Origin of the sequence: Methylobacterium sp. GC_Met_2 (assembly GCF_026540795.1) — a bacterium.
Lineage (GTDB): Bacteria > Pseudomonadota > Alphaproteobacteria > Rhizobiales > Beijerinckiaceae > Methylobacterium.
In genome coordinates this window covers 158,263-164,779 of sequence record NZ_JALNUM010000002.1, presented here as the reverse complement: position 1 = coordinate 164,779, position 6,517 = coordinate 158,263, and the positions used below count along the sequence as shown (strand labels likewise).

At 68.8% G+C, this 6,517-nt stretch carries 6 protein-coding genes; all 6 read left to right on the top strand.

The window, feature by feature from the left end:
- The first annotated feature begins 31 nt into the window (after positions 1-31).
- The 6 genes from argS to tatC all read left to right on the top strand — a co-directional run bounded on the left by argS (position 32) and on the right by tatC (position 6,483).
- Positions 32-1,783 carry an arginine--tRNA ligase gene (gene argS, locus OXS49_RS01750; protein WP_267421170.1) on the top strand — a complete coding sequence of 584 codons (1,752 nt, stop codon included), beginning with the start codon at positions 32-34 and terminating at the stop codon, positions 1,781-1,783.
- Between the two features lie 48 nt (positions 1,784-1,831).
- Positions 1,832-3,199, top strand: coding sequence for an SPOR domain-containing protein (locus tag OXS49_RS01745; protein WP_267421167.1), 1,368 nt, complete (start codon positions 1,832-1,834; stop codon positions 3,197-3,199).
- 374 nt (positions 3,200-3,573) lie between these two features.
- Positions 3,574-4,578 (top strand): beta-N-acetylhexosaminidase, encoded by a 1,005-nt coding sequence (nagZ, locus tag OXS49_RS01740; protein WP_244000555.1) that lies wholly within the window; start codon positions 3,574-3,576, stop codon positions 4,576-4,578.
- 158 nt (positions 4,579-4,736) lie between these two features.
- A complete protein-coding gene (locus OXS49_RS01735; RefSeq protein WP_244000557.1) occupies positions 4,737-5,009 on the top strand; it encodes a twin-arginine translocase TatA/TatE family subunit in 273 nt (90 codons plus the stop codon).
- A 104-nt stretch (positions 5,010-5,113) separates the two neighbouring features.
- Positions 5,114-5,686: a Sec-independent protein translocase protein TatB gene (tatB, locus tag OXS49_RS01730; RefSeq protein WP_267421164.1), complete on the top strand. Its 573-nt coding sequence runs from the start codon at positions 5,114-5,116 to the stop codon at positions 5,684-5,686.
- Positions 5,683-6,483, top strand: a complete 801-nt coding sequence (gene tatC, locus OXS49_RS01725; RefSeq protein ID WP_244000562.1) for a twin-arginine translocase subunit TatC — start codon at positions 5,683-5,685, stop codon at positions 6,481-6,483. Before tatB ends, tatC begins: the two co-directional genes overlap by 4 nt.
- Positions 6,484-6,517 lie beyond the last annotated feature (34 nt).

The following is a 6,517-nucleotide window of genomic DNA, read 5'->3' as shown; positions in this document are numbered from 1 at the left end:
GACGGGTTCCCCGCGAGCGAGACCGAGACCGATGAACATATTCGCCCTGTTCGAGGCGCGCGTGCGCGAGGCCGTCGAGGCGCTGACGCGCGCCGGCCAGCTGCCGGAGGGACTGGATCTCGGCCGCGTGGTCGTCGAGCCACCGCGTGATCCAGCCCATGGCGACCTCGCCACCAACGCGGCACTGGTCCTGGCCAAGGAGGCGCGGACCAACCCGAAGGCCCTCGGCGAGGCGTTGGCCGCCGAATTGCGGACCGATTCGCGAATCGTGGAGGCCAGCGTCGCCGGCCCCGGCTTCATCAACCTGCGGCTCGATCCCGCGATCTTTCACGCGGTGCTGCGCAGCGCCCTCGCGGCGCCGGAAGCGTTCGGCCGGGCGCAGATGCCGGGTGGTCCGATCAACGTCGAGTACGTCTCGGCCAACCCCACCGGGCCGATGCATGTCGGCCACGGCCGGGGCGCCGTGTTCGGCGACGCCTTGTGCAACTTGCTGGTCGCCGCCGGCCGGACGGTCACGCGGGAATACTACATCAACGACGCGGGCGCGCAGGTCGACGTGTTGGCCCGCTCGGCCTACCAGCGCTACCGCGAGGCGCTGGGCGAACCCTTCGTGATCGGGGAGGGCCTCTATCCGGGCGATTACCTGAAGCCCGTCGGCGCGAAGCTCGCCGATACGCACGGGCGCACCCTTCTCGACCAGTCCGAGGCGGAATGGCTGCCGGTGGTGCGCGAGACGGCGCTCGCCATGATGATGGCGATGATCCGGGGCGATCTGGCGGCGATCGGCATCCGGCACGACGTTTTCTTCTCGGAGCGGACGCTTCAGGACAGCGGCGCCGTGAAGGCGCTCCTCCAGGAATTGCGTGAACGCGGACTGGTCTACGAGGGCCGTCTGCCACCGCCCAAGGGCCAGCTCCCCGAGGATTGGGAGGATCGCGAGCAGACGCTGTTCCGCACCAAGGAATTCGGCGACGACAGCGACCGGCCGCTGCTGAAGTCCGACGGGTCCTACACCTACTTCGCCTCCGACATCGCCTATCACCGGGCGAAGTACCTCGCGGGCGCCACCGAGTTGATCGACGTGCTCGGCGCCGACCATGGCGGCTACGTCAAGCGCATGCAGGCTGCCGTGAAAGCCGTGAGCGACGGCCAGGCGACGCTCGACGTCAAGCTCTGCCAGCTCGTGCGGCTGTTGCGCGCAGGTGAGCCGGTGAAGATGTCGAAGCGGGCCGGCGAGTTCGTCACCCTGCGCGACGTCATCGACGAGGTCGGTCGCGACGCGATCCGCTTCATGATGCTCTACCGCAAGAACGACGCGACGCTGGATTTCGACCTCGCCAAGGTGGTCGAGCAGTCGAAGGACAATCCGGTCTTCTACGTGCAATACGCCCACGCCCGGGTGCGTTCGGTCCAGAGGCAGGCGCGCGAGGCGTTTCCGGACGCCGACCTGTCCCCGTCCGGCCTCCTCAGCGAGGCGGCGTTCGACCTGCTCACCGATCCCGGTGAGGCCGAGATGATGCGGCTGATCGCCCAGTACCCGCGGGTGCTTGAGTCGGCCGCCGCCGCCCATGAACCGCACCGAATTGCCTTTCACCTCTACGAAATCGCGTCTGCGCTTCATAGTTTCTGGAACAAGGGCAAAGACTTGCCGCAATTACGGTTTGTTAATGCAACCGATCGAAAGTCCACCTGGGCCCGGCTCGCGCTCGCCGAATCACTTCGGAGCACGCTTGCCGCGGGCCTCGCGGTACTTGGTGTGACCGCGCCGGACGAGATGCGATAGGCCCGGCACCAGCGGGCCTCCGACCGGCGCTGATGTGAGGATGCTGCCATGACGAACGCTTCGCGCGCTCAGGTCGATCTGGACGCCCTTGCGCGCGATCTGCACCCGGAGAATCCCCGGGGGCAGGGCACGGGCAAGGTCGATCCCCTCGCCGAACTGGCCCGGATCGTCGGGCAGGACGATCCCTTCCGCGCGCTCCTTGCGGCCCGCGATCAGATGCGTGCCGCGGCACCCGTCGAGCCGCAGCATACCTGGAACGGACGGGTCGAGCCGAGTTTCGCCCCCGAGCCCGTCAAGGCCTTACCGGCCGACGCCTTCGATCAGTATCTCGCCTCGGTCGAGCGCGACACGCATGAGGAGGCGCCGTACGCCCATACCGGCGTTGCCGCTGCCGATGTCGCCGATGACGCCTACGCGGAGGACCGCCCCCTGCGGCGCACCAACCCGCGGCGCAGGCTGCTGTCCGTCGGCGCCGGGATCGCCGTGGTGACCGTCGCGGTCACGGGCGCGCTTACCTACAAGGGTCTGAACAACACCGGGCACGGCGGTGTGCCGGTCGTGCAGGCCGATACGACGCCCATGAAGGTCGCACCCAAGGTCGCCGACGGCGTCGAGATCCCCGATCAGAACCGGCAGATCTACGATCCGAAGGGCAAGAAGGACGGCCAGATCAAGATCGTGAACCGCGAGGAGCAGCCCCTCGACGTCGCCGAGGCGGCGCGCGCGGCGCAGGGCCCCTCGCTCGGCGGAGCCAGCCAGGGCGGAACGACGCCGGGCAACAGCCCGTTCGAGGCGTTCGGCGAGCCCAGGAGGGTGCGCACCGTCGCGGTGAAGCCCGAGGGGCCGCCCGCGGCGCCGGCCCGCGAGGCGCAGGCCGATGCGGGCCCGTCGCCCATCCCCACCATGGTGCTGCCTACGGACGAGCCGCCGGCTCCGCCGGTGTCCAGGGCCAAGCTCGGACGCCAGGCAGCCGCAAGCGCGCCGCAAGCGATGTCCGCCTCCGTCGAAGCTCCCCCGGCGCCGACGCCCGTCGAGGCGCCGCCGACCAAGCCCGTGGCCGTCAAGCCGCCGCCGAAGGCCGCCCAGCGCGTCGCCACCGCGGGCCCGGCCTCCATCCCGGATACGACTGCCAGCACCACGGCCGCCGACGATGCGCCCGTGACCAGCGGCTCGGTGAGCGGGTTCTCGGTTCAGCTCGGAGTCCGCGGCTCGGCCGCGGAGGCGCGGGCTGCCCTGCATCAGTTGCAGGGTAAGTACAGCCAGCTCGCCGGCAAGCCGGGGCTGATCCGCCAGGCGGAGGTCGGCGGCAAGACGATCTTCCGGGTGCGCGTCGGACCGCTGGAAAAGACGGCGGCGTCCAGCCTGTGCAGTTCGCTTCAGAGTGCTGGCGGCCAGTGCTTCGTCGCGAAGAACTGACACGCCACGGTGCCCCATCCCGCAGAACGTCGGGATGGGGCCGATCGTGGCCCGGTCCGATGACGAAGCGGACGTAGTCCACGCCGAGCCCGACAGGCGAACCCCGATCCGAGCCCGTTCGGCTCGGCTGATTGAAGCGGTCAGGTTCAGCGGGGGCCTGGGCCGCGCCGCAGCGGTCTCGGATACCAGTGCCGTACGCGTCGCCCGTTCCGAGTCCCGGCGGCAACACTTGCGGTCCGCGCGCTCAATCGTGGCGTCTGGCCGTCGATTCGACTTGCCGGCTCCCCGTTCCCGCCCGACTCTGGGCCGATCGGATCGGCCCGATCCAGCTTGTTTCTTCGTCGCCATTCACCGAGTTCTTTCGAGACGTCCCGATGACCTCCCGTGCCCTGATTCTCGGCTGCGCCGGCAAGTCGCTCTCCCCCGAGGAGGCGGCGTTCTTCCGCGACGTGCAGCCCTGGGGCTTCATCCTGTTCAAGCGGAATATCGGCACGCCCGAGGAAGTGCGCGCCCTGACGGACGCGTTGCGCGCCTGCCTGGGGCGCACGCTCGCGCCGATCCTGATCGACCAGGAGGGCGGCCGGGTCCAGCGGATGGGGCCGCCGCACTGGCCGGCCTATCCGGCGGGCGGTCGCTATGGTCGGCTGAACGGCAGCGCGACGGCGGTCGCGCGCCTCGGAGCGCGCCTGATGGCGCATGATCTCGCGGAGGTCGGCATCAATGTGGATTGCGCACCCGTCCTCGACGTTCCGGCGCCGGGCTCCCACGACATCATCGGTGACCGGGCCTACGGGACGAACCCCGATTCTGTTGCCGCAATCGCGCGGGCGGTGGCCGAGGGCCTGATGGCTGGCGGCGTCCTGCCGGTGATGAAGCATATCCCGGGGCACGGCCGCGCCGCGTGTGACAGCCATCACGGGCTGCCGATCGTTGAGGCCAGCCGCGACGCGCTGGAGGCGCAGGACTTCCGGCCGTTTCGCGCGCTCGCCGACCTGCCTATGGCGATGAGTGCGCACGTCGTCTTCACCGCCATCGATCCCGAGCGGCCGGCCACCCAGTCCCCCACAGTCATCCGAGACGTGATCCGCGGCGCGATCGGCTTCGACGGCTTGCTGATGACCGATGATCTGTCGATGCATGCCCTGACCGGGACGTTTCGCGAGCGAACCGAGCGTGCCTTCGCGGCGGGCATCGATATCGGGCTTCACTGCAACGGTGCGATGGACGAGATGCGCGCGGTCGCCGAGGCCGCTCCGATCCTGGCAGAGCGCGCCGCGGAGCGGGCCACCGCTGCGCTGGGGCGCCTCGATCCCACCGGCGACGGCTTGGACGTGCCGCAGGCGCGCGCTCGGTTCGCGGCGGCTCTCGCAGCTGCCTGAACCGCGGCCTTCCACCGCGGATCTCCCGCGGCCTTCCACCGCCCCTGGCACCGCCCGTGCTTGTGTTCGGGCGGCGTGATCCCTAGGTTCGCCCCGAATTCCTCACCCGGACGTGGCGTCCCGCTCCCGCTTCGTCGGGGCGCACGCAGGAGGTTGCCATGGGCAGCATGAGTATCTGGCACTGGGTCATCGTCGCGGTCATCGTGATGCTGCTCTTCGGGCGCGGCAAGGTCTCCGACCTGATGGGTGACGTCGCCAAGGGCATCAAGGCGTTCAAGAAGGGCATGGCCGAGGACGAGACGCCCCCGGCGAGCCCGACAGTGGTGCCGCCGAACGAGCCCGTCCGCACGATCCCGCACACCGCCGAGACCAGCCCCGGCACCGCCATTCCGGCGAGCCACATCCCCGGTGGCGAACGCAAGCCGGTCTGAGCGACGGGACGGTCTTTGGGACTGTCTTGAAGCGTGCGCTGGTGTAGAGCCTGACGGGGGCCGGGCTGCGGTTCGGTTCCCAGGGCAGCAGGACCGTCGACGACATGCTGGACATGAGTTGGGGCGAGGTGATGCTGATCGGCGGCGTCGCCCTCATCGTCATCGGGCCGAAGGACCTGCCGAAGGCGTTGCGCACCGTGGGGCAGATCACGTCGAAGCTGCGCCGCATGGCCGGCGAGTTCCAGATGCAGTTCAACGAGGCGATCCGCGAGGCCGAACTCGACGAGGTTCGCCGCGAGGTCGACGGGATCCGCAACACGGTGCGCGGCGTGGGGTCGACCTTCAATCCCGTCCAGACGATCCGTGACGAGTTGAAGGGCGCCGTCGAAGGCCGGACCAAGGTCGGACCGGAAAAGCTCGGTCCCCCGCCGCCCGAGGCGGACACGCGCTCGCTGGCCGAGGCCACGGCGCAGTTGAAGGCGGAGCAGGACGCCGCTCCTGCCTTGGCCGAACCGGCGCCAGCCGAGACCAGGACGCACTCGGCTTCGCCTGCGGCAGCCGCGGATGTTCCACTTCCGGTGCCCGGCTCGGTCGAGGACCCGTTCGGGCCCCCGGCGGAGCCGGTTCCCAGCCACGACGCTCCGATTGATCCGAAGAACGGCGCCGCCGCCCAATGAGCACCGACGCCGACGAGGCCGAGATCGAAGCCTCCCGGGCTCCGTTGCTCGAACACTTGATCGAGTTGCGTGCGCGCCTGATCAAGTCTCTCATCGCCTTTGTGGTGATGTTCTTCGCCTGCTTCTTCTTCTCGCGCGATATCTACAACGTGCTCGTCTACCCCTACACCTCGGTGGTGGGGACGGCGAACGCGGAGCTGATCGCGACCCATTTTCTCGAGCAGGTGTTCACCAACATCAAGCTCAGCGTCTTCGGCGCGGCGTTCCTGGCCTTCCCGGTGATCGCCAACCAGATCTACGCTTTCGTGGCGCCAGGCCTCTACCGCAACGAGCGCAAGGCCTTCCTGCCCTACCTCGTGGCGACGCCGATCTTCTTCCTGCTCGGCGCGCTCGTGGTCTTCTTTCTGGCGATGCCGCTGCTGATCAAGTTCTCGGTCTCGCTCCAGCAGGTCGGCGTGGCCGGCGAGCCGACGATCAAGCTGATGCCCAAGGTCGACGAATACCTTTCGTTGATCATGACACTGATCTTTGCCTTTGGCATCGCGTTCCAGCTGCCCGTCATCCTCACCCTGCTGGGCCAGATCGGCATCATCGACGCGGCGTTCCTGCGCGAGAAGCGGCGTTACGCCATCGTACTGGTCTTCGTCGCCGCGGCCGTACTCACGCCGCCCGACGTGATTTCCCAGCTCTCCTTGGCCCTGCCGATGCTGCTCCTTTACGAGGCCTCCATTTTCTCGGTGGTCCGAGTCGAGAAGCTGCGCGCGGCCCGGCGGGTCGAGGAGGGGTTGGATCCGTAGGGCGTTCCCTGCTTATAGCGCTTTCCGCCGAAGT